General features: G+C 68.9%; 22 protein-coding genes. 14 read left to right on the top strand and 8 right to left on the bottom strand.

All coding sequences use genetic code 11. The annotated features are described in order from the left end of the window. Both AB0E69_RS16930 and AB0E69_RS16925 read left to right on the top strand, forming a co-directional pair. On the top strand, positions 1 to 216 hold a 216-nt coding region (locus AB0E69_RS16930; protein WP_360145772.1), incomplete at its 5' end, for a hypothetical protein. Next, positions 213 to 962, top strand: coding sequence for a pyridoxal-dependent decarboxylase (locus AB0E69_RS16925; protein ID WP_360145769.1), 750 nt, complete (start codon positions 213 to 215; stop codon positions 960 to 962). The genes AB0E69_RS16930 and AB0E69_RS16925, both read left to right, overlap by 4 nt. Here AB0E69_RS16925 and AB0E69_RS16920 read toward each other — a convergent pair. After that, a complete protein-coding gene (locus AB0E69_RS16920) occupies positions 931 to 1,137 on the bottom strand; it encodes a DUF3072 domain-containing protein (protein WP_360145766.1) in 207 nt (68 codons plus the stop codon). The two genes, AB0E69_RS16925 and AB0E69_RS16920, sit on opposite strands and share 32 nt — an antisense overlap. A 104-nt stretch (positions 1,138 to 1,241) precedes the next feature. On the opposite strand from AB0E69_RS16920, the gene AB0E69_RS16915 reads away from it, so the two are divergent. From AB0E69_RS16915 to AB0E69_RS16900, 4 genes are read left to right on the top strand one after another with little or no spacing between them, the layout of a single operon-like run. Continuing rightward, a complete protein-coding gene (locus tag AB0E69_RS16915; RefSeq protein ID WP_360145763.1) occupies positions 1,242 to 1,535 on the top strand; it encodes a DUF4287 domain-containing protein in 294 nt (97 codons plus the stop codon). A 10-nt stretch (positions 1,536 to 1,545) separates the two neighbouring features. Further along, positions 1,546 to 2,286 carry an RNA methyltransferase gene (locus AB0E69_RS16910; RefSeq protein ID WP_360145760.1) on the top strand — a complete coding sequence of 247 codons (741 nt, stop codon included), beginning with the start codon at positions 1,546 to 1,548 and terminating at the stop codon, positions 2,284 to 2,286. Between the two features lie 58 nt (positions 2,287 to 2,344). Further along, the gene (locus tag AB0E69_RS16905; protein ID WP_360145757.1) at positions 2,345 to 2,866 is read left to right on the top strand and encodes a SigE family RNA polymerase sigma factor; all 522 of its coding nucleotides are present in this window, start codon (positions 2,345 to 2,347) and stop codon (positions 2,864 to 2,866) included. A gap of 1 nt (position 2,867) precedes the next feature. Continuing rightward, entirely contained in the window at positions 2,868 to 3,587 is a 720-nt protein-coding gene (locus AB0E69_RS16900; RefSeq protein ID WP_360145754.1) for a hypothetical protein, read from the top strand. Here the strand turns inward: AB0E69_RS16900 and AB0E69_RS16895 are convergent. Further along, on the bottom strand, positions 3,577 to 4,131 hold the full coding sequence (locus tag AB0E69_RS16895; RefSeq protein ID WP_360145751.1) for a hypothetical protein: 555 nt from the start codon (positions 4,129 to 4,131) through the stop codon (positions 3,577 to 3,579). The genes AB0E69_RS16900 and AB0E69_RS16895 overlap by 11 nt on opposite strands. A gap of 11 nt (positions 4,132 to 4,142) precedes the next feature. After that, positions 4,143 to 5,006 (bottom strand): GIY-YIG nuclease family protein, encoded by an 864-nt coding sequence (locus tag AB0E69_RS16890; protein WP_360145748.1) that lies wholly within the window; start codon positions 5,004 to 5,006, stop codon positions 4,143 to 4,145. A 208-nt stretch (positions 5,007 to 5,214) separates the two neighbouring features. Between AB0E69_RS16890 and AB0E69_RS16885 the strand changes: the two genes are divergently transcribed. The 6 genes from AB0E69_RS16885 (at position 5,215) to AB0E69_RS16860 (ending at position 11,997) form a co-directional block, all read left to right on the top strand. Continuing rightward, a complete protein-coding gene (locus AB0E69_RS16885; RefSeq protein WP_360145745.1) occupies positions 5,215 to 6,672 on the top strand; it encodes a PQQ-dependent sugar dehydrogenase in 1,458 nt (485 codons plus the stop codon). Beyond that, entirely contained in the window at positions 6,636 to 8,225 is a 1,590-nt protein-coding gene (locus AB0E69_RS16880) for a ricin-type beta-trefoil lectin domain protein (protein WP_360145742.1), read from the top strand. Before AB0E69_RS16885 ends, AB0E69_RS16880 begins: the two co-directional genes overlap by 37 nt. Before the next feature lie 42 nt (positions 8,226 to 8,267). Continuing rightward, positions 8,268 to 9,401 (top strand): serine hydrolase domain-containing protein, encoded by a 1,134-nt coding sequence (locus tag AB0E69_RS16875; protein WP_360145739.1) that lies wholly within the window; start codon positions 8,268 to 8,270, stop codon positions 9,399 to 9,401. Next, a complete protein-coding gene (locus AB0E69_RS16870; RefSeq protein ID WP_360145736.1) occupies positions 9,398 to 9,766 on the top strand; it encodes a nuclear transport factor 2 family protein in 369 nt (122 codons plus the stop codon). Before AB0E69_RS16875 ends, AB0E69_RS16870 begins: the two co-directional genes overlap by 4 nt. 70 nt (positions 9,767 to 9,836) lie before the next feature. Then, positions 9,837 to 11,159 carry an FAD-binding oxidoreductase gene (locus AB0E69_RS16865; RefSeq protein WP_360145733.1) on the top strand — a complete coding sequence of 441 codons (1,323 nt, stop codon included), beginning with the start codon at positions 9,837 to 9,839 and terminating at the stop codon, positions 11,157 to 11,159. Between the two features lie 118 nt (positions 11,160 to 11,277). After that, positions 11,278 to 11,997, top strand: a complete 720-nt coding sequence (locus AB0E69_RS16860; RefSeq protein WP_360145730.1) for an endonuclease/exonuclease/phosphatase family protein — start codon at positions 11,278 to 11,280, stop codon at positions 11,995 to 11,997. On the opposite strand, the gene AB0E69_RS16855 is transcribed toward AB0E69_RS16860, so the two are convergent. Then, positions 11,982 to 12,458, bottom strand: coding sequence for a GNAT family N-acetyltransferase (locus AB0E69_RS16855; RefSeq protein ID WP_360145727.1), 477 nt, complete (start codon positions 12,456 to 12,458; stop codon positions 11,982 to 11,984). The genes AB0E69_RS16860 and AB0E69_RS16855 overlap by 16 nt on opposite strands. Then, a complete protein-coding gene (locus AB0E69_RS16850) occupies positions 12,448 to 13,827 on the bottom strand; it encodes an MFS transporter (RefSeq protein WP_360145724.1) in 1,380 nt (459 codons plus the stop codon). The genes AB0E69_RS16855 and AB0E69_RS16850 overlap by 11 nt, the downstream gene beginning before the upstream one ends. 92 nt (positions 13,828 to 13,919) lie before the next feature. Here AB0E69_RS16850 and AB0E69_RS16845 point away from each other — a divergent pair, with 92 nt between their 5' ends. Further along, a complete protein-coding gene (locus AB0E69_RS16845; RefSeq protein ID WP_360145721.1) occupies positions 13,920 to 15,119 on the top strand; it encodes a TetR family transcriptional regulator in 1,200 nt (399 codons plus the stop codon). Positions 15,120 to 15,158: 39 nt separating this feature from the next. Here the strand turns inward: AB0E69_RS16845 and AB0E69_RS16840 are convergent, their stop codons facing one another. The 3 genes from AB0E69_RS16840 to AB0E69_RS16830 all read right to left on the bottom strand — a co-directional run bounded on the left by AB0E69_RS16840 (position 15,159) and on the right by AB0E69_RS16830 (position 18,319). Continuing rightward, positions 15,159 to 15,521, bottom strand: a complete 363-nt coding sequence (locus AB0E69_RS16840; RefSeq protein ID WP_360145718.1) for a cupin domain-containing protein — start codon at positions 15,519 to 15,521, stop codon at positions 15,159 to 15,161. A 1,362-nt stretch (positions 15,522 to 16,883) separates the two neighbouring features. Further along, the gene (locus AB0E69_RS16835) at positions 16,884 to 17,705 is read right to left on the bottom strand and encodes a MarR family transcriptional regulator (RefSeq protein WP_360145715.1); all 822 of its coding nucleotides are present in this window, start codon (positions 17,703 to 17,705) and stop codon (positions 16,884 to 16,886) included. Positions 17,706 to 17,770: 65 nt separating this feature from the next. Beyond that, complete coding sequence (locus AB0E69_RS16830) at positions 17,771 to 18,319, bottom strand: gamma carbonic anhydrase family protein (protein ID WP_360145712.1); 549 nt, start codon at positions 18,317 to 18,319, stop codon at positions 17,771 to 17,773. 123 nt (positions 18,320 to 18,442) lie between these two features. Here AB0E69_RS16830 and AB0E69_RS16825 point away from each other — a divergent pair, with 123 nt between their 5' ends. After that, positions 18,443 to 19,762, top strand: coding sequence for a hypothetical protein (locus tag AB0E69_RS16825; RefSeq protein WP_360145709.1), 1,320 nt, complete (start codon positions 18,443 to 18,445; stop codon positions 19,760 to 19,762). Positions 19,763 to 20,397: the final 635 nt, after the last annotated feature.

Genomic DNA, 20,397 nt, shown 5'->3' with positions numbered 1-20,397 from the left:
GCGCAGGTGGTGGCGCAGGTGGTGGCGCAGGTGGTGGCGCAGGTGGTGGCGCAGGTGGTGGCGCAGGTGGTGGCGCAGGTGGTGGCGCAGGTGGTGGCGCAGGTGGTGCGGACGGCGCCGGCGGTAGCGGTGCGGGCGGCGGTGCCCGCGGCGAGGACGGGGTCGCGGGCGGTGCCAGCGAGGCGGGCGGTGGCGCAGGCAGTGGTGGCGGTGTGAGCGGTGCCGCAGGCGGCGCGGGTGGGGGGTGGCCGACGATCGTTTGTGCGCAGGTGGGGAATGTTAATACTGGGGCGTTTGATCCGGTGCGGGAAGTTTGTGAGGTGGCGCATGCGCGGGGGGCGTGGGTGCATCTGGACGGGGCGTTTGGGCTTTGGGCGAGGGTTAGTTCGGCGCTCGGGCAGCTGGCTGATGGGGTTGAGTTGGCGGACTCGTGGGCTACTGATGCGCATAAGTGGCTCAATGTGCCGTATGACTCGGGGCTGGTGTTCTGCCGGCATCCGGAGGCTCATCGGGCGGCTATGTCGATCAGGGCGGCGTATCTGATTCAGGATGAGGATGGGGAGCGGGACAGTCTCGACTACAACCCGGAGTTCTCCAGGAGAGCTCGCGGGATTCCCGTGTACGCCGCGATTCGGGCGTTGGGGCGGGAGGGGATCGCGGACATCGTGGATCGGGGGCATGCGATGGCGCAGCGGTTCAAAGACAAGCTGACCAGCCACGGCGTCGAGGTGCTCAACGACGTGGTGCTCAATCAGGTGTTGGTCAGGTTCGGTAATGACGCGCGGACCAGGGACGTGGTCAAGGCGGTGCAGCAGGAAGGGACCTGCTGGATGTCCGGGACCACCTGGCAGGGCAAGGCCGCGATGCGGATCTCGGTCTCGAACTGGACCACCGACGAGGACGACGTCGACCGCTCGGTCGCCGCGATCCTCAAGATCCTCGAGAGCCGCGACCCGTCCTAGCTTGCAGGTCGTCGATCAGCTTCGACGCGTCCGCCTTCGACAAGTTGTCCGGTACGCCGACGCCCGCCTCCTGCGCCAGCGTGTGCAGGTACGACGCCTGTGGTCCGGTCATCGGCTCGTCGCCCGTCGTCCACTCCGCCGGGTCCTTCTCCGGTACCGGCTGCACGTCAGCCATGATTCCTCCTATCGAACGTCTGCTCGATTATACCTCGGCCAGCTACCCTGTCGATTTCGCCCAACCTCGTTCGACGCCCAGGCAACGGACCAAAGGAGACCGACATGTCCTTCCAGGCGTATCTGGACAAGATCGAAGAGAAGACCGGCAAGACCCCCCGGCAGCTGGTCGACGAAGCCAAGACCAAGGGGTACGACGCGCCAGCGATCAAGTCCGGCGTCATCCTCGACTGGCTCAAGGAGGACTACGAGCTCGGCCGCGGTCATGGGATGGCGCTCGTGCACGTGATCAAGAACGGCCCGCAGATCAGCGACAAGCACGTCGGCAGCGGTGGTACGCACGCGGACCCGAGCAACATGCTGTGGCTGGACGGCAAGGCCACCAATCCACTCGCGTAGTGTCGGGCGGGTGGAAGGAAAGAAGTCGCCGCGGGACAAGTGGATCACCGTCTACGGGCGGAAGCCGGTGCTCGAGGCGTTGCAGGATCCCAAGCTGTCGGTGGCGAAGGTCGTCGTCGCGGACAACGCGACCGGCGGCTCGCTACACGAGATCCTGCGCGCCGCCGAGCAGGACGGCACCCCGGTCGAGCGGGCCACCGCGAGCCGGGTGAAGTGGCTGGCGGGCAACGGCAAGCACGACCAGGGTGTGGTCGCGGACGTCAACGCGCCGCGGATGACGCCGCTCGAGGAGTTCATCCGCGAACGCGGCAAGCGCCCGACGAACGTGTTCCTGCTCGACGGCGTCACCAACCCCGGCAACGTCGGCATGATCCTCCGGACCGCGACCGGCGCCGGCTTCGACGGCGTGATCCTCCCCCGCGCCGGTACGCCGCACGTCGGTCCGCTGGTCATCAAGGCGTCCGCCGGCATCGCGTTCCAGGCGCCGATCGTGAACACCTCGACGGCCAAGGCCGCGGTCGACCTGCTGCGTACGGCGGGCTACCACGTGTACGGGCTGTCCGCCCGCTCCCAGGACTCGCTCTTCAAGACCGAGCTCGCCCCGCGCGCCGTCTACGTGCTCGGCGGCGAGACCAACGGCATCACCGTGAAGACCGACTCCGACCTGCAGATCCCGCTGCAGGCGGGCGTCGAGTCGCTCAACGTCGCGGTCGCAGCGGCGATCGTCGCTTTCGAGGTCACCAACCGCTGATGCAACCGAACCCGCGCCGGGCACGTTTATTGCCCAGCGCGACGGTGAGGAGGCAGGCGTGGACAGTAACGCGGAGAGCGAGTACGTCGCCTTCGTGACCCATCAAGCCGACGCGATGTGGCGGACGGCGTACCTGCTCTGCGGTGACCGCCGCCGGGCCGAGGACGCGACCCAGGACGCGCTGCTGCGGCTGTACCGGCGCTGGCCGAAGCTGCACGGCACCGGCCTGAATACGTATGCACGCAAGGCGGTCGTCTCGGCCACCCTGGACGGGCTCCGGAAGAGGTCCAGCACGGAGGTCGTCGGCGGCGAGTCGTACTTCGCTACCGAGGCCGACCCGACCGACCACCTGGGCCGGGCCGAGCGCCGGCTCGCGATCACGCAGGCGCTGGCGGAGCTCCCCGATCGCCAGCGGGCCTGCGTCGTACTGCGGTACTTCGACGACCTGTCCGTCGACGAGACCGCCGATGTCCTGGGGTGCCGGCCCGGGACCGTGAAGAGCCAGACGTTGCGCGCGCTCGAGAAGCTGCGCCGGCACCCTGCGCTCGCCGGATTCGACCTCGCCGGACTGGGAGGCTGACGTGACGAACCAGCTCAAGGAACTGATGACGGACGCGCTCGAGCACGAGGCACCGTACGCCCCCGACCTGACCGCCCTCGTGAGCACCGGCCGCCGGCAGGTACGGCGCCGCCGGCTGGTGACAGCAACCGCGACCGCGGCCGCGATCTGTGTCGTGGCAGCCTCGACCGTGGTTGCGTTCAAGACAATGGACCGCGCTGACGAAGCACCGGTCGCGCCCGCCCCGACGACGTTGCCGTGGGGGCTGCCCTCGATGCCGCCGGGCGGCAGCACCGGCGTCTGTACGACGGCGGACGGCGCGACCGCGTCCGCCTGGAACTGGCCGCTCGTCGTCTCGGTCAACGACACCTTCGGCTACGCGATGGTGCGAAAGCTGCCCACCGGACCAGCCGCGTTCTGCACGACCGAGTGGGGCAATGGCGCGCGGCTTTCCGTCGTACCTGGCCGCTCCCCCGCCCTCGTGCTGCGGAAGAGCGCAGCCGAGGGCCGTGGAGCAGCCCCAAGGTCAAGCGTGACCTCGGTGTTCGGCCCAGCACCCAAGGGACGCGCGCCGAAGGTGACCGTACAGACGGCCGACGGGTACGTCGGCGTAGCCACCGTACGCAACGGGTACTTCGTCTACCGCCGGGTCGAGCACTCCCCGTGGCCCGGGCAGGCGCCGCATGCGATCGTGCGGTTCCAGTACCCGGGTCAGCACCCGTACGTCGCAGCTAGCCGGTGATTTTCGCGGCGAGGTCTTCGGCCTGCTGCTTCGTGTAGTTGCCGGAGATCTCCAGCTGGCTGCCCGTGATCGGCGAGCTGATCGTCGGCGCGGTGACGACTTGGTTGCCGACGACAATGGCCAGTTGATTGGCCGGCGGTTGTTTACCGGCCAATGACGTCGTCAGCTTGGTGAACAGATTGGTGCCCTCGGCATCTAGTTTCAGACCGACGTACCAGGTGGTGTCCCGCTGCTGCGCGCGAGCTTCGGAGATGTGGCTGCCGTCGAGCTCCACGGGCCCGAGCAGGTACGCCGTCCCGTCGGTACCGCAGACCATCTGCGGCGCCGGCGTACTGCACGTGCCCGCCGTCGCCTTCAGCACCCGCCTGAATTGGACCACCTGCGCGGTGTGCGGCTGCGCCGGCTTGTGGTCGTCGCGCTTCAGAACGAGGACGACACCCGTTGCCACCAACGCGATCAGCACCACGACGAGCGCGATCACCACGACCAGCGGCCCTCGTCCGCGGTTCGGCGCCGGCGGCGTGTCCCACGGCTGCTGCGTCATACCAACCGATCCTACGTACCCGCGGAGTCACGCAGCCGAACCGCGAGCTCGGCGTTGCGTTGGGCGAACTCGCGCCACAGCTCCGGCGTACCCTCCACCCGCTCCCGCGCGGTCGTCTCCGACGCCGCCCGCTGCGACCACGTACACATCCGGCCGGCGCGCATCTCGAAGTGCACGAGTACGCCGTCCGCCCAGCCCCACACGTCCAAGTCCTGCGGCTCCAGCCGCGCCACCTTCTGCTCGGCGACCAACCATTCCAACGCCTCGAGCTCCCCCTGCACCTTCGCCGCGAACTCGTACCGCAGCTGGCCGGCCGCCAGGTCCCGCCGCCGGACAAGCTCGCCGCGCAACGCCGCGACCGCCGATGGATCCCGCGAGAGCACAGCCATCGCGGTCTGCACCAGCCCGTCACGATCCGCCGGCCCGACGCCGAACAGCCGCCCGAACTCCTGCGCCGACGAGTCCCCCTCGACCGCGTACTGCAAGGGCAGCACCCGCTGCAGCCCCGAGATCGCCTGCCGGATCCGCAGCCCACCCAAGTACGGCCCGAAGTGCCGCGAAGCACCGCTGACCGTGTGCTCGAACCGCAGCCCCGGCTTGACTCCGTCCTCGAACCGGATGTACCCGACGACCTCGGCCCCACCCTCGGTCCGGTTCCAGCGCGGCTTGGTGTGCTCGAGCAGATTCCGCTCCAGGAACGCGGCCTCGTGCTCGGAGTCGCACCAAACCCCTTCCACCCGGGCGATCCGCCGTACCATCCGGGCCAGGTGCGGACGGTCACCGAGGTTGACCCAGTAGGACTGGACGCGCCGGCGCAGGTTCCGGGCCCGGCCGATGTAGAGCACGCGGCCGTCACCGTCACGGAAGCGGTACACGCCCGGACCACCGGGTAACGCTCGGACGCTCGAAATCACTAGCCCAGTGTGCACAGGTGAATCGGGTAGGTGACGACCGGTCGCGTGTTTGAAACGAATGTCGGATTGGTCTTGCGCGGGCGCCGGAGCGGAAGTCATGCTGGCGGGCGTTCCGGTGCCTGTGGGGGCTTGTGAGGGCAGGGCACCGGCTTCTTTGCCTGGGGGCATCATGAAGGTTTCCGCCACGCTGGTGCGTCGTGTGCTGGCCGCGTTCTGTGCGTTGATCCTGCTGCCACTGGTGGTGATCGACTCGGCACGGGCCGCGGTCACACCGCCCGGATTCAGCGAGCAGGTCGTGTTCAGCGGTCTGACCAATCCGACGAACGTCGCGTTCTCGCCGGACGGCCGGGTGTTCGTGGCCGAGAAGAGCGGCCTGATCAAGGTCTTCGACTCGCTCGACGACCCGACGCCGAGCGTGTACGCCGACCTGCGCACCGAGGTCTACAACTACTGGGACCGCGGCCTCCTCGGCATCGCGCTGCACCCGAACTTTCCCACGGACCCGCGGATCTACGTGCTCTACACGCACGACGGCCTGATCGGCGGCCCGACGCCCAAGTGGGGTACGGCGAACACGAACGACGACCCGTGCCCGTCGCCACCCGGTCCGACCGGCGACGGCTGCCAGGCCAGCGCGCGACTCTCGGTGATCAACCGCAACGGTGCCGAGCAGGTCCTGGTCGAGGACTGGTGCCAGGTGTACCCGAGCCACTCGATCGGCTCGATCGAGTTCGGTCCCGACGGCATGCTCTACGCCGGCGGCGGCGACGGCGGCAGCTTCAACTACGTCGACTACGGCCAGGACAGCTACCCGGCGTCCGACGAAACCCCCGACAATCCGTGCGGCGACGGTACGACGCCGGTCGGCACGGCTCCCACCCTCCCGACCGCCGAAGGCGGCGCGCTCCGCGCCCAGGACGTCCGTACCACCTCCGACCCGACCGGTCTGGATGGCTCGATCATCCGCATCGACCCGGACACCGGCCAGGCCGCGCCGAACAACCCGCTCGCCGCGAGCACCGACCCGAACGCCCGCCGGATCGTCGCCCACGGCCTACGGAACCCGATGCGGTTCGCGTTCCGCCCGGGCACCAACGAGCTGTGGATCGGCGATGTCGGCTACTCCACCTGGGAAGAGATCGACCGCGTCGTCAACCCGACCGCGGCGGTCACGAACTTCGGCTGGCCCTGCTACGAGGGGCCCAACCGCCAACCCGGGTACGACTCCCTCAACGCCGGCATCTGCGAGTCCCTGTACGCCGCCGGCTCGTCCGCGGTCGCCATGCCGTACTACGCCTACAACCACGCCGATCACGTCGTACTGAACGAGACCTGCACGGTCGGCAGCTCGTCGATCGCCGGCATGTCGTTCTACCACGGCGGTAACTACCCCGCGGAGTACGACGGCGCGCTCTTCTTCTCCGACTACAGCCGCCGCTGTGTGTGGGCGATGATGCCCGGCTCGAACGGGCTGCCGGACCCGGCGAAGATCCAGGTCATCGCGTCCGGGTACGGCTCGACGCGGTTGCAGAGCGGTCCGGGCGGCGACCTGTTCACGGTCGACTACGACAACGGCCGCATCTGCGCTACGTGTACGACGCCACGAACAACCCGCCGACCGCGGTGATCCAGGCCGACCCGTCGAGCGGTCCGACGCCGCTGACGGTGACGTTCGACGGGACCGCATCCAACGACGCCGACGGTGATCCGCTGACGTACGCGTGGGACCTCGACGGCGACGGCCAGTACGACGACTCGACCGCGGCGACGGTCCAGCACACGTACACGACGGCCGGCGAGGTGATGGCCCGGCTCAAGGTGTCGGACGGGCACACCACCGGTACGACCTCGATGCAGATCAACGTGGCGAACACCGCGCCGACCGCGCTGATCACGTCACCCGGTCCGGTGACCACGTGGAAGGTCGGCGACAAGATCAGCTTCTCCGGCTCGGCCACGGACCCGGAGCAGGGCACGCTGCCGGGTTCGGCGCTGACGTGGACGCTGATCATGCACCACTGCCCGAGCGACTGCCACACGCATACGATCACGTCGATGACCGGGGCGAGTGGCTCGTTCACCGCGCCGGACCACGAGTATCCGTCGTACCTCGAGCTGAAGCTGACCGCGACGGACGCGCAGGGGCTGACGGACGTCAAGAGCGTGCGGCTGGACCCGAAGACGGTGGCGCTGACGTTCGCGAGCCAGCCGTCGGGGCTGCAGGTGACGTACTTCAACAAGACCGTGAAGGCGCCCGCGGTCGGTACGACGATTGTCGGCTCGAGCACCTCGGTGTCGGCGGATCCGTTCCAGGCCTCGGCCAACCTGCTGTACCGGTTCGCGTCCTGGTCGGACGGTGGCGCGCGAAGCCACAACCTCATCGCGCCGGCGACGCCGACAACGTACACAGCGACGTACGGCGTGAAGCGCAATCTCGCCCGTGGCAGACCGGCCGTTGCCTCGAGCGTCTACCTCGCCGGGCGGGAGGCGGCGAAGGCTGTGGACGGGTCGATGTCGACGGCGTGGTCCAGCGCGCGGCGGGATCCGCAGTGGTTGCAGGTCGACCTCGGGTCGGTTCAGGTGGTCAACCAGGTGCTGCTGAACTGGCTGTCGACCTCGTACGCGAAGGCGTATCAAATCCAGGTGTCCGGGTCCGGCCGCACGTGGAAGACGGTCTACTCGACGGCCGCTGGTGACGGCGGGACGGACAGCCTGCTGTTCAGTCCCAACTACGCGCGCTACGTACGGATCAACGCGACGGCGCGTGGCGTTGCGGGGTCGTACTACTCGCTGTGGGAGTTCGGGATCTTCCAGGACACCGGCGCGGTGACCGGGATCGCCAACCAGTGCATGGACGTCTACCAGGCTGCTACCGCGGACGGGACGCCGGCGATTCTCTATACCTGCAAGGGATCGGCGAACCAGCTGTGGACCCCGTCGCCCGAGGACGGGACCGTGCGGACGCTGGGGAAGTGCCTGGACGCGCGGGGTACGGCGGCGACGCTGTGGACCTGTGACGGGAGCATGCCGCAGAAGTGGACTCCGCGGACGGACGGCACGTTGGTGAACCGGGCCACGGGGCTGTGCCTGACGCCCACGGGTGGGGCGAGCGCCAACGGCACTAGGCTCATCGTCGCCACCTGCTCGACGGCCGTCAGCCAGAAGTGGGTGCTGCCGTAATTCGGTCGTGCTCATCGGTGGGCGCCGCTTAGGCTGCCCACCATGGGCGGTTGGGTGGACGAGGGGTTCGGCGCGGTCGCGGACACCTTCAAGGAGAACTTCTCGCTGTTCCCAGAGGTCGGCGCCGCGGTCACGGTGTACTCCGGTGGTCGCAAGGTGGTCGAGCTGTGGGACGGGCAGGCCGCACCGGGACGTACGTGGTCGGCGGAGACCGTCGTACCAGTGTTCTCGTGTGCCAAGGGGCTGGTGAGCGTTGTCATTCACCTGCTCGCGCAGTCGGGGCAGCTGGACCTGGACGCGCCGATCGGCACCTACTGGCCGTCGTTTGTTGCTGAGGGCAAGGACGAGATCAGCTGCCGGATGGTGCTCGGGCACCGCGCGGGGATCCCGGTGCTGGACCGGACAGTGCCGTTCGCGGAGATCGCTCGCTGGACGCCGGTGGTGGCGGCCGTCGAGGCGCAGAAGCCGTTGTGGGAGCCGGGTACGGCGTACGAGTACCACGGTCACGTCTTCGGCTTCGTGCTCGGCGAGGTCGTCCGGCGGATCACCGGCCAGTTACCGGGGGCGTACTTCCGTTCTGTCGTTGGCGATCCGCTCGGGCTGCGGGCGTGGATCGGTCTGCCGGCCGACGAGCTCCCGACGCTGGCCTGGCTGGAGGAGGCCGAAGGGCGGCCGCAGTTGCCGCCCGATCACCTGCTGACCCGCATCGTCACGATGAACGGCGTGCTGGACTTCCCGGGTCTCGATTCGCCGCACGGCTGGAACTCCTTCGACCTGCTGGGCATGGAGCTTCCCGGCGCCGGAGCCGTGGCTTCCGCGACCGGCCTCGCCGGTGTGTACGCCGCTGCGTTCACCGGCATCGACGACACCCCGCGGCTCCTGACGCCGGACACCGCCACCGATGCAGCCCGGGAGATCTCCGCAGGCAAGGGCTACCTGGGGTTCGACGCGGGCGCGCGCTGGGGGTCAGGTTTCCTGCTCAACTCCGAGAGCTTCCGGCCGACGCTCGGTCCGCGCTCACTGGCCAACGACGGCGCCGGCGGCCAGTTCGCGTTCGGCGACGACGAGCACGGGATCGCGTTCGCCTACACGACCAACAAGATGATCGGCCACGGCGACGCCCGCGCCACCCGCCTGGTGTCGGCCCTGCTGAAGTCCCTCAAGATGGGTGGATGACGATCGAGGATCAGGTGCGGGCGGTTGCCGCTGAGTGGGATCGGGTGCTGATCGGCAACGACGCCGAGCAGGTCGGGCGGTTCATGACCGACGACTGGGTGTACGTCGGACCGACCGGTGTGGTGACGCGAGCCGAGATCCTGGAGTGGATCGCGGACGGGCGGCTGGCGCATCACAGCATGCGGGTGGTCGGCGGCGAGCGGGTGGCCGTCGCCGGGGATGCCGTCGTACTCACGGCACGGAAGGCGAGCACGGGTTCCTGGGAGGGTGCGTCGTACGCCGCCGACGAGTGGATCAGCCAGGTCTACGTACCGACGCCGGCCGGGTGGCGGTGTGCGTTCAGCCAGAAGACGGATGTGACCTGAGTCACGTCACACATCAGGCCGCGGCACCGTCAGGTGTTTGTCGAACAGAGGCGAACACAAAGGACGAATGATGAGCGCAACGCTTGAGGGGTTTGGTGGCGAGGTCGTTCGGCCCGGCGACGAGGGGTACGACGTTGCCGGCCGGACCGTGCTGGTGGGTGGGAGCCCGGCGTACGTGCTGCGGCCGGTGAGCGTCGAGGACGTGCGGGCGGCGGTGCGGTTCGCTCGCGACGAGGGCCTGCCGCTGGCGGTCCGGGGTGGCGGGCACAGCTTCCCGGGGTTCGGGACGAATGACGGCGGGGTCGTGATCGATCTCAGCCGGCTGACCGCGGTCGAGGTCGTCGACAAGGACAAGCACTTGGTGCGGATCGGCGGCGGCGCGACGTGGGGGCAGGTCGCGACCGCGCTGGCGCCGCACGGGCTGGCGATCTCGTCGGGTGACACCCGGAGCGTCGGCGTCGGCGGGCTGACGCTGAGCGGCGGGATCGGCTGGAAGGTCCGCAAGTACGGGCTTGCGATGGACAGCCTGGTCGCGGCCGAGCTGGTGACGGCGGCGGGTGACGTCGTACGGGCGAGCGCCGACGAGCACCCGGAGCTGTTCTGGGCGCTGCGGGGTGGCGGCGGGAACTTCGGGATCGTCACTGCGTTCGAGTTCACCGCGCACCCGACAACGGACGTGTTCTTCGGCAAGGTCGCGTTCCCGGCGGCCGAGGCGGCCACGGTGCTGGCCGGCTGGGGCGAGTACATGCGGACCGCGCCGGAAGAGCTCACGACGATCGCGAACCTGGCCAACCCGTTCGCGGGCGGCCCGAACGCGCCGGTCGAGATCCACCTCGCGTACGACGGCGACGACCTCGACGCCGCGAACCGCGCGATCGACCCGATCCGCGCGCTCGGCACGGTGATCGCCGACGACGTCGCGCTCAAGCCGTACGCCGACGTCCTGGTCGACGGGATGACTCCCCCGCCGGGCATCCAGCTGACGACCCGCAGCGGTTTCGCCAACGCCGATTCAGTGGCCGACGTACTGCGGATTCTCGCCGGGACGGCTGTCACCGAGGCCACGCCGATCATCGCGATCCGCAGCGTCGGCGGCGCGGTGTCCCGGGTCGCCGGAGACGCCACGGCGTACGCGCATCGCGAGGCGGAGCTGATGTTCGCGACCACCAAGATCGGCCCGCCGCCGGTCATCGCGGCCGCGAAGCCGGATCTGGACGCGCTGTGGGCGGAGCTCGCTCCGTACGCTGTTGGTGCCTACGCCAACTTCCTGGCCACCGCGACCGACGACGATGTCGCGGCGGTCTACCCGGCCGCGACGTACGAGCGGCTCGCTTCGGTCAAGGCGGAGTACGACCCGACCAACCTGTTCGCGGGTAATCACAACGTGAGGTGACCCGGCTACTCGGAATACTGCGGCCATGCGACGTTCTGGATTGCTGGCCGCAGTAGCCGGGTGTCTGTTACTGGTGGTGGCTCCGCTCACCGCCCAGGCGCAGGTAAGTTCTCAGGTGGTGAAGACGCTCACGTTCAACATCCACCATGGCGCCGGGACCGACGGCAAGCTGGATCTCGAGCGGGTGGCGCAAACGATCGAGGCATCCGGCGCCGAGATCGTCGGCCTGCAGGAGGTCGACCGGTACTTCGATGCCCGCAGCAACTGGGCGGACCAGCCGGCGCTGCTCGCGGCGCGGTTGAAGATGAACTACGTGTTCGCCGCGAACCTCGACTGGGACCCGCCGGCGCCGGGCCGGCCGCGGCGGCAGTACGGGACGATGGTGCTCTCGAAGTACCCGATCGTCGACTCGCGGAACACGCTGCTGCCGCTGCACCCGAACAGCGAGCAGCGCGGGCTCCTCGAGGCTTTGATCGACGTGAACGGTACGCCGTTGCGCTTCGCCGACACGCACCTGACCACGATCAACGACGGCGAGCGGGTCGAGCAGGTGAACGCGATCGTCGGGCTGCTCGCGGGCGCGTCCGAGGCGACGCTGCTGGTCGGCGACATGAACGCCGTACCGACGTCGGCAGAGATGAAGACGCTGACGGCGCACTGGACCGACACCTGGCCGCAGAAGGGCCTCGGGCTTGGGCTGACCAGCCCGGCGCCGCTGCCGACCAAGCGGATCGACCACCAGCTGCACACTCCGCAGCTGGTGCCGACCGCGGCGTCCGTACCGATCAGCTTCGCCTCCGACCACTGGCCGGTGGCGGCGACCTACACGTTGTCCTGATCCAGAAGGCGTTCGTAGACGTCCGGCGACCAGCTGGCCGCGGTCTTCGTGACCAGCTTGGCGCCGAGACGTTCGTAGAAGCGGTAGCCGGCGGTGTTGTCGATCTTCAGTCCCCAGCCGATCGGGAGCCGGTCGGGCAGCGCTTCCTTCGCCAGTGCGAGCATCAGCTGCCGACCGACGCCGCCGTCGCGGTACTGCTCTCTTACGTAGAGGTCGTCGAGGGCCAACTGGTCCCCACCGACCCAGAGGTATGGGCGTCGCAACGAGGAGACGTAGCCGGCTGGCTCACCGTCTACTTCGGCCAGTAGGACTAGGACCTCCGGTTGGGCGAGGAAGCGTTGCCAGTCCTCGGCTGTCGACTGCACGTACTGTTGCTGGTCCTGGTACGTCGCCAGCTCGAGCAGCAACGTCAGAACGGTCTCGGCGTCGGCGACGGTCGCTCGCCGGATCTCAGTGGACATGAGCTGCTCCTGTCGAAGGCTTGAGCGCCGGTACGACGATCAGCGCGAGGACGGCCGCGATTGCGGCGGTGATCGCGGCGAACGTGAATCCCCTGGTGAACCCGGTACTCACCGTCCCGGCCAGGCTCGCCGCCGCCACGCTCGACACCACGGCGACCCCGATTGACGCACCGAACTCGTGGAACGTGCTCAGGATCCCGGACGCCAGCCCGGCCTCGCGGTAGTCGATCTGCGCGAACGTCGTCGTCGAGGACGCGACGAACGCGGCTCCGACCCCGATCGTCCCCACGGTCATCCCGATCACGATCACGGTTGCACCTTCCCAGATCGCGGGAGCAGCCAGGCCGAGCGCGGCGATCGCGAATCCGGCCATCGCGATCGGCCTTGCCCCGAGCTTTCCGACCAGGCGGCCGGCGGTCTGGGCGCCGACGATCGCGGCGACCGCGACCGGGAGGAACAGCAGGCCGGTGCGCAGAGCGCCGTACCGCTGGAAGTGCTGGAGGTAGAAGGAGCCGAGGAAGAACATCGCGATCATCAGCGCGGTCGCGACCAGGATCATGAAGGTGCCGGCGGCAACGGTTCGGCGGGCGAGGATGCGGAGGTCCATCAGCGGGGACTTCACGGTGCGCTGGACCGCGGCGAAGACGCCGTACAGGGCGATCGCGCCGGCCAGCGTGCCGAGGGTCGCGACGGAGAGCCAGCCGCGGTCGCCGGCGTTGATGAGCGCGTAGATCGCCGTACCGGTGCCGGCGGTGACGAGGAGGGCGCCTGGTACGTCCAGTCGGCCTTGCTGCGTGGTCGGGCGGTCCTTTGGCAGCATGCGGAGCAGGAGGGCGAACACGATCAGGCCGATGGGGACATTGACGTAGAAGACCCACGGCCAGCCGGGGCCGGCGGTGAGCAGACCGCCGAGGAGTACACCGATGGCGGAACCGCCACCGCCCATCGCGGACCAGATGCCGAGGGCTTTGTTGCGCTCTTCGCCGTCGAAGGTCTTGGTGACGACGGACAAGGCAGCCGGGGACAGCATCGCGGCGCCGATGCCTTGCGCGACACGACCGGCGATCAGCAGCTCGGGACCGTTGGCGAGGCCTGTCGTGAGCGAGGCCGCGGTGAACACGAGCAGACCGGTCAGCACGACGCGACGCGAGCCGAACAGGTCCGCGGCGCGACCACCGAGCAGCATCAGGCCGCCGAACATCAGCGTGTAGGCACTCACGACCCAGGTCAGCGTCTCGCGCCGGAGCCCGAGATCGGTCTCGATGTTCGGCAGCGCGATCGCCACCACGGTGACATCCAGAATCAACATGAACTGCGCAACAGCAAGCAACCCCAGCAACCGCCACCGCCGGGGGTCGGGTTCAGTCATGAGCCTCATCCTTAAGTCGAACAGCCATGTACGGGTTATGCTCGCCACCGTAACTCGTACACTGATGTTCAACAAGAGGAGGTCTCGTGGGTGTGACGAGAGTCAAACGGGACGACGCACCGGGGACGACCACCGGTGCGAGGCCGGCGGACGCGGCGGGGAAGCGCACTGGGACGAAGCCGTCGGACGCGGAGGACAAGCGCGCCGAGGAAAAGCCAACGGGCACCGGGCCGAACCCGTCGAACGCCGAGGGGAAGCGCGGCGAGGGGAAGCGCGGCGAGGGGAAGCCGCCCGGGGCGCCGGGGAAGAGCACCGGGGGCAAGCCGACGGACCCGCAGCGGAAGAACGCTGGGGCGCAGCCGTCGGACGCCGGGGCGAAGCCGGCGGATGTGCCGGGGGCGCAAACCGGGACGAAGCCGGCAGACACTCGAGCGAGGCCCGCGGATAAGCGGGGGAAGAGCGCCGGGTCGCAGTCGGCGGACGCGGGGGCGAACCCGTCGGGCGCGGCGGGAGAGGAGAAGCGCGTGGATGTGCCGGGGACTAGCGCGGTGGAGAAGCCGACGGATGCGCGGCGGAAGAGCGCTCGAGCGAATCCGGTGGACGCCGCGGGAGAGAACACCGAGGGGAAGCCGGCGGACGCCACGGGGAAGGACGGTGGGGCGAAGGCGTCGGATGCGGAGGGGAAGGACGGTGGGGCGAAGGCGTTGGACGCGGTGGGGAAGGGTGGGGGTGGGGGGAAGCGGGCGGATGCGCAGCGGAGTATTGCGGCGATTTTGAGGGCGGCGGCGGAGTGCTTGAGTCGGGATCCGGGGGCGAGTACGTCGGAGATCGCGAAGGCGGCCGGGGTCGGGCGCGTGACGCTGTACGGTCACTTCCCGTCGCGGGCCGAGCTGGTCGACGCCGTGGTCGTGTCGGCGATCGAGCTCGGGGAGGAACGGCTCTCAACCCTCGACCTGACCGGCGATCCGCGGGACGCGCTGGCGCGGTTGATCGAGTCGAGCTGGCAGTTGGTGGATCAGTTCGCCGCCCTGCTCCTCGCGGCACAGGACGCGCTGCCGCCGGGGCGCGTACAGGAGTTGCACGCCGACCCGATGGCGCGCGTGGAGAAACTGTTGGAGCGCGGGCGGGCCGAGGGCGTGTTCCGCTCGGACCTGCCGACGTCATGGCTCGTCAGCGTCATGCACAACGTCATGCACGGCGCCGCGGGCGAGATCCACGCGGGCCGGCTCACGTCGGACAAGGCCGCGGCGTACATCACCGCGACCCTCCTGTCCGCGTTCACCCCAGCCTGATCACGCCGCCTGGTACTCCGGCCTGATCACGCGGCCGGATCACTCCAGCCAGATGGTTTCGAACGTCGGGTTGGCGTGAATATGAATCGCCTCGTACCCCTCGGGCCCGGTGCGGAACTTGTGCGGGGTGTCGGCCGGAACCACCAGGATCTGGCCCGCCGTACCCACGATCTCGTCCGTACCGACAGTGAACGTCGCCGACCCGCGCCGGATGATGAAGGTCTCGGCGTACGGATGCTTGTGCAACCGCGGCCCCGCGCCCTCCTTAGTCGTCGACTCGAGAATCAACGAAACCCCGGCACCGCCGGGCAACTCCGTGTAATTCTCAGTCCACTCCTCCCCGTCCTCACGGCCGTCGGCCCGCTTGATCACCACAGCCCCAGACCCAGCAACCTCAACCATTCCCACACCCCTTTCCTCGCATCCCCGCCACCGTAACCTCCCCCCAGGTCCACCCCACCAGCCCCGCAGCCGCCCCACGCGTGCTACGCAGTCGCTCTGTCGTCGCTCCGCTCCTCCTACGCGCCCACTACGCCCGCTCCCACCCACCCTCCGGCTGGCGCCGGCTTGCTGCCAGCTGCCGCTGGCGGGTTGCGAGCTACCGCTCGCGGGTGACTACCGCGGGCTGGCGTACTACTCGTCGTACTGCTGTTACCGGGTGCTGCTGGTAGTCCGACCGCGGTGCTACGCACGGCTCCTTCGTCGCCGAGCTACGCGCCGCCCCACCCACCCTGTTTGTTCGGGGCGGGCGCCCCGGTGTTCCCGGCTGGCGCCGGGGGTTCGCTCGCTACGCTCGCGGAATTGCTCGCTGCGCTCGCTGTTGCGAGCTGCCGCTCGCGAGCTTCCGGCTACCGCCGGGACTTGCTCGCTGCGCTCGCGGTGACTACCCCGGGCTGGCGTCCCTCCGTAAACGAGTGCTGTTACGGGTGCCGTTGACAGCCCGACCGCGGTGATTCCCGACACCCGGCTGGTCTGGGCCTGGATACGCACGGCTCCTTCGTTGCCGAGCTACGCGCTACCCCGTCCACCCCTGTTTGTTCGGAGATCGCGCCCGTGTTCCCGGCTGGCGCCGGGGTTCGCTCGCGGGCTTCCGGCTGTCGCCGGGTTCGCGGCTGGCGTCGCGGAGTTGCTCGCTGGGCTCGTGGGTCACCACTCGGGGCGGGCGTTGGTTCGTGAACGGACTGCTGGTGCTGGATGTTGCTGGTCGTCCCATCGCTCGCTGGCTGTCCAGGGCTACGAGGTGGTCAAGCTGGCGGGGGCTGCAAGTGGTCAGGCTGGGTTCACGGGTGGGGTGGCCGGCCCGGCGCTGCGCTCTGATGCCGCGTGAGCGTGTGGCGCGGCGGGTCGTCGAGTACGTGGCTTATGTCCTCAAGTGCACCGGGTCCGGTCTGTTGGGGGCCGGGTGCACGAGGGATGAATTGGTTGTGTGGGTTGGGGTACGTGGGGTGGGACGGGTTGAGCAGATAGCCCTAGCCGGCCTTCGGTGCGGTTCTGCCGGAGGCCGCCCGTCACCCGTCGCGCAATCGACCACCTCGGACCCGAAGCACCCACCTCAGCCGTGACGGCCACCCCGGTCCTCTCGACGTCCGAGTACGCCACCACCAGTCGCCGGCTGTCCGACACCCCTTACCCAGGCACCCCTCTCCCCGCATCCAGCACCCTTACCCCGGGCAGCCAGCACCAGGGCAGCCCCGGCAACCCGTGGCACCCGTCACCCCGGCCACCCGCTCACCCCGGCACCCCCCTCACCCGGCAGGGTCGGGTTTAGAACGGGCTGGCGGCCTTCAGTTTCTGGGCGACTGGGGTTAGGTCGGCTATTAGTTGGTCGATTTCGTGGGGTTCTAGGCATTCGTACGCCGGTGCCGCGAGTGTGTCGGTCAATGTTTCTATTTCGGTTCTCAGGGTTCGGCCTGCCGGGGTGAATTGGGCTTCGTTGTCTACCAGGCCGCGGATTCGGAGGCCGTTGATGACCTCTTCTAGCTGGGCGTCGGTGAGGGGATCCAGGCGGCCGAATTCCCGCGGCTTCATGCCCGAGTACAACGCCTGGAGGACGTGTGATTCCTGGCCGTCGATGCCTGCCGCGACCAGCGCGGTGGTGTGGCCGTCGCCGCGGTGTTCGCGGAGGAGGGTGGCTGCGTGCCAGAGGCGGGCCAGGGGTTCTTCGGGTACGGGGAGGGAGCGGAGGCCGGCGTACAGGAAGCGGCCCTCCATCGGCGCGTACAACGCAGCTCTCATGGCGAGCTCGGCGGAGCGGGCGATCGCGGGGGTGTCCGCCAGGTCGCCGAGGATTCGGCGGAGGGCGGTGACGCAGCCGCGCTCGCGGGCGGCGAGGACGGCTTCGGGAGTGGCGGTCTCCCACACGCTCGGGATGCACGCCGCGACCTCGCCGGGGACGAAGTTGTAGAAGAGCGCGTCCACGACCTCGGCCGGTACATTCCCGAGCGGCGCGGACCGTGCGGCGAAGTACCCCGGCCAGTAGCCCTCGTACCCGAGTGCCTGCAGCTCCTCGGTCGGCTCGTCGGCCATGTACGCGACCTCGTGGATCGGTACGAACAGCTCCTTGAGTCGGCGCGCGACGCTTTCCATCGAAGTACTCCTAGTGGTCGAACCGGCCGGTCACCGGTCTCTCACTGTGGCTACGATCGGGCCGGTCACGTTTCGACATCACGCTCGGGAGTTTCTTCGACCAGCTCGACCGTGGCCGCGTGCCGCTCGGCCAGGGCGTGGTAGACGGCGGCGTTGTGATCGACGAACAGCTTCGCCATACCCTCCAGCGGCACGATCTTCTTCGCCGGCGACCCCATCGCGACGGACTCCGGCGGGATCACCGCACCGGGAGTGACAGTCGAGCCGGCGGCGACCAGCGCGCGCTTGCCGACGACGGCACCGTCCAGCACGATCGCGCCGTTCCCAACCAGTGCCTGCTCGCCGATCGTGCAGTCGTGCACGAGGCACTGGTGACCGACTGTTGCATTCGGCCCGATGTCGCAGCCGTTGTGGCCTACGTGGATGACGGTGTTGTCCTGGATGTTCGCCCCGGCCCGGATCGTGATCGTCCCGAGGTCCGCCCGGATCACCGCGCCGTACCAGATCGACGCCCCGGCCTCGACGACCACGTCCCCGACCAGCGTGGCCGTCGGCGCGATCCACGCGTCGGGGTGCACGCTCGGCGCCTTACCTTCAAACGAGTACATCGGCATACGCCGCACCCTATGCCCATTGCAACTAGTTGCAATGTGACTTCTGTACGACGGCCTTCGTACGCTAGGTTGCCCTTCGACGTACCGACAGCGCCGGGGGGCGCGTTCTTATCTGGGGGTTCGATGCGCAGGACGCTTGTCGCGCTGACCGCTGGTCTCCTTCTGCTCGGCGGGAGTCAGCTGCCCGCGTCGGCCGCGGCACCGGCCGCGCCGACGGATCTGCAGCTCAGCTGGATCAACACCGCGGTGGTCAAGGTCAGCTGGACCGACGCCGGCGAGGCGAACATCGTGCGCGTCGAGACCGACAGCGGCAGCAGCTACACGTTGCGAACCACCAAGGCCGGTGCCCTGAACGAGTTCACCAAAGCGGGGAGCAACCTGGCCCCCGTGGACCGGGTGGTCCGGATCAGCGTGGCCTCGGTCGACGACGCCGGCGTCGAGAGCGCGCCGCTGGTCTCGCCGTGGTTCGACACGATCGGGGCGCCGCGGCCGACGTTCACTGCCGGTACGCCGCTGGCCGACGGTTCGATCAAGCTGGACTGGACGCTGGACCCCGTACCCGCGGACACAACCCCGAACGACCCGCTCGACCGGCCGTCGACGAACGAGCATGTCGACGTACAGGTCGTCGAGAGCCCTACCGTGAAGGGCCAGTCCTTCATCCTGCCGGCGGGCACGACCACGGTGACGGTGCCGCCGCTGCCACGCCCGTACGCGATCAACATCCTCACGCTCAACGAGTGGATCCTGCGCGGCGGCGCGACGGGCCAGTCGAGCATGGTCTTCACGGCGATGACCGCCGGGCTCACGCTGCCCGGCACCGCCGTGTACTCGAACCCGGTGCAGCTCACCGCCATCGCGGGCGCCCGGCTGTGCCCCAACCCGACCGTGAACTGCCCCGACCCGTCGAACCCGTTCGTCGCCAACCCCGGGATCGTCACCGAACTCCAGTCGCGCCCGGACGCCGCGCACCCGTGGAAGACGATCGGGCGGTACAGCAACCAGGCGCTCAAGTTCCTGGTCAACTTCCGGGTGTACGGCGGAAGCCAGTACCGGCTGTTCGTCCCGGCCTGGTCGCACCTCAATGGCAAGGAACTCACCGTCGCACCGGCAATCTCCACGTCGGTGCGGACGACGACAGTCCAGACGAGGTACGTCGCGGTCGGCTTCAACACGTCTGTCGCGCAGGTCGGCCAACCGGTCACGACCACGGTCAGCATCCAGCCCGCCGCGACGGTCCGCGCCGACCTCCAGTGGTACGACGGCAAACTCTGGCGCCACGCCACGTACATCCCCCTCACCAACGGCAAGGGCACCTTCACCTTCAAGGCGGCGGGCCGGGGGACGACGCGGTCGTGGCGGGTAATCACCCCGGCCATGACGATGAACGGCCAGCCGATCGCCGCCACCACCAGCCCGATCTTCAAACTGACGGTCCGGTAGAGGGTCGCTGGGTTGGTGGGGGGCGGTTTGCGGAGCAAAAGTGCCAGCAGGTGACACTTTTCCTCCGGAAAGGCGGGGCGACGTCCACGAACATGCGCGTTCGGCCCGACGGGCCGACGGATGAGGTCAACCGCAGCACTGCACGAGCTGAACCACCAGCAGCCCTGGGTAAACCACCTCAACCCGTCACCAGCAGGACGCCGGGTAGGACGCCAGCCCGGGGTAGTCACCCGCGAGCGCAGCGAGCGAGCCCGGGCGTCAGCCGGATGCACCGGGGCGGCAGCCCCGAACGACCGGGCGGGTGGGGCGGCGCGGAGCACGGCGACGAATGAGCCGCGCGCAGCACGGCGATGGGTTACCAGCAGGGGCCGTCAACAGCAGTACGACGAGTAGTGCGGCGGGCAGGGGGTACGACGCGGTCGTGGTGAGTAATCACCCCCGGCTATGACGCTGAACGGCCAGCCGATCGTCGCCACCGCCGGCCCGGTCTTCATGACGGTCCGATTGAGGGTCGCCGGGCTGGTGGGGTGGGTTTGCGGAACATAAGTGCCACCAGGCGACATTTTTCCTCCGGAAATCGGGGTCGCACGCCCGAAGCATCCCTGAACACGCAGTGGGTATGGCGGCGCGTAGCC

It is taken from the genome of Kribbella sp. NPDC026611 (genome assembly GCF_040638345.1).
GTDB lineage: Bacteria > Actinomycetota > Actinomycetes > Propionibacteriales > Kribbellaceae > Kribbella.
This window is presented reverse-complemented; position numbering and strand designations above follow the sequence as displayed.